A 2261-nucleotide genomic window follows, 5' to 3' on the forward strand; every position below is an offset into this window, starting at 1 on the left:
GCGCTGGCGCGCTGATTGCCCTTCTGCCAGCTTGCCGCGCCGCTCAGGCGCAGGTCGGGACGGATGTCCCACTCGCCCTCGATCTCCACCCCCCAGACCCGCACCTCCGAGAGGTTGCGATAGGTGTAGGTATTGGGCGTGATCTCGAAAAAGCTCTCGATGAAGTTCGTGTAGTCGGCGTTGAACAGCGTGACGCCGAAGGCGCCCTCCGCCATCTCGCGCCGCAGCCCGATCTCGATGCTCTCGACCTCTTCCGGCTTCAAATCGGGCGCCGGGATCAGGTCGAAGAAGGTGCCGGGCAGCGAGGTGTAGAGCTGCTGGGCGGTCGGCATCTTGAACCCCTCGCCGTAATGGCCCCAGAGCTGCCAGCCGTCGCCGAAACGGTAGAGTGCGCCCAGGCTCGCAAGCAGGGCCTCGTCCTTGCGGGAGCGCGGTTCGCTGCCGGGCACGACCTGGTAATCGTTATCGGGGCGCGGGTCGATTTTGTAGGTGGCGAACCGCAGGCCCGGGCTCAGTTCCAGCGCGCCGTCCATCAGTGTGATCCTGTCCTGGACGTAGATGTCGGCGCGCCGCGTGTCGGCATTGGCGAAGTTGAATCCGCCTGCCCGCTTCTCCGTCACGGTGCCCTGGGTGATGTTCCGCACCACATCGCGGCGGCTGTAATCGGTCTCGGTGTGGTCACCGTCGAACCCCCAGGTCAGTTCGTGGTCGGCCCCGCCGACCGTGAAGCGCGAGGTGGCCTGGATATCGAGTTCCACGAAATCCTCGGAGAAGGACAGGTAATCCTCGGTGATCACGTCGTCGCCCGCTGCCGAGATGGAGCTTTTGACGCCCTTGCGGTCATAGCCGTGCGGGACGAAGGCGAGCGTGGTCTTGACCTCGTCCACCCAGCCGAGCCCTGCCTGCCAGGTATGTTCAACCGCGATGCGGGTGCGTTCGATGTCAAGCGTCCGGTCGTAATTGTTGATGACCTCGCCGGTCGGAAGCCCGGTCATCATGCTGAAGACCGGCCCCAGGACGTTGTCGTATTGCACGTCCGTTTCCCGGTCGAGCCGGTCGACCGAGAATTCCAGGCGGTGCGCGGCAGACGGCGTCCAGACCGCCTTGGCCAGCACGCGCGTCGCCGAGATTTCGGTGGGGTCAAGCTTGTTGCAGGGCGTGGCGCCATAGGCGATGTTGCGCGGACAGCCGTAGATGCCGCCATCCGCCCGCGCGTTCGAAAATTCCGCCTCCTTCGCCTCGGTGCGCGCGATGCCGAACATCAGCGACAGGGTCGGCCCCACCTGTTGCGCGAAACTGGCCGAGGCCACGATCTCGTCGTTCAGACCATCGAACGAGAGCCGCGCGGTGCCGCCCCGCGCGCGCCCGTCCAGCACGTCCTCGGGGTCGATCGTCTCGACCGCCACGACCCCGCCGAGCGCATCCGCCCCCCACAGGACGGATGCCGGGCCGCGGACCACATCCACCTGCTTCGTGAAGTTGAAATCGAGGTAGTCGCGGGTGCCGTCCATGATCCGCTCTGCCACGCGCGAGCCGTCCACCTGCATCTGCACCCGGTTGCCGCCGACGCCGCGGATGTTGAAGCCGCCAAAGGTGTTGAACGGGTCGGTGCCGCTGGTCTGGCGCGGCACGGTAATACCCGGCAGGTAGCGCGTGATCTCCTGCATGTCGTTCAGGCCGCGGGCCTCGATCTCGTCGCCCCCGACCACCGCGATCGAGGCGGGCAGGTCGCTCACCGCGCGGCCCTGCCGGTCTCCCATAAGCGTGATCGGCGGCAGTTCGAACGCTTCACCGCCGTCGTTGGCGGCCGATTGCGACCGCCCCGTCGTCGGACATGCAAGCAGGATTGCGGTGGTGGTCAGAACAGGCGCAATGCGCCATGCAGACGATGGCATGTCGGCAACTCCTCCAGGTTTCGAGTGCGTTTCGCTGGCGGAGGAGCTGGCAAACCAAAGGTTAACGAGCCTCCCACTGGATCAGTTGACTGTTTTTGTCAAGAATATTTCATCACTCCCTGACACGACTGAGTCGATGGCGCGGGGGGCCTTTTCATCCAGTCAGGCACAAGTCCCCAAGCAGGCCCGTCGACGGAACCGCCGAGGCGGTGATCCGCTTCGATACGTCCGGCATGGTCGGGCTCAAGCGACCGCCCGAAAATATTCAGTCACGGTTTGACTTTGTGGGGGCGTCCGCGCTCAAGGCTGGAATTCCGAGTCAAACGGTCATGAAAGCAATCCCGACAGAATCACTCAACTATATGA

General features: G+C 64.6%; 1 protein-coding gene. It reads right to left on the reverse strand.

Translation table 11 applies throughout. The annotated features are described in order from the left end of the window. Positions 1 to 1895 (reverse strand): TonB-dependent receptor domain-containing protein (locus tag ENN83_RS11210; RefSeq protein ID WP_287187040.1); only part of this gene is annotated, 1895 nt, incomplete at its 3' end. Positions 1896 to 2261 lie beyond the last annotated feature (366 nt).

This window comes from Rhodovulum sp. (genome assembly GCF_011048875.1).
GTDB lineage: Bacteria > Pseudomonadota > Alphaproteobacteria > Rhodobacterales > Rhodobacteraceae > Rhodovulum > Rhodovulum tesquicola.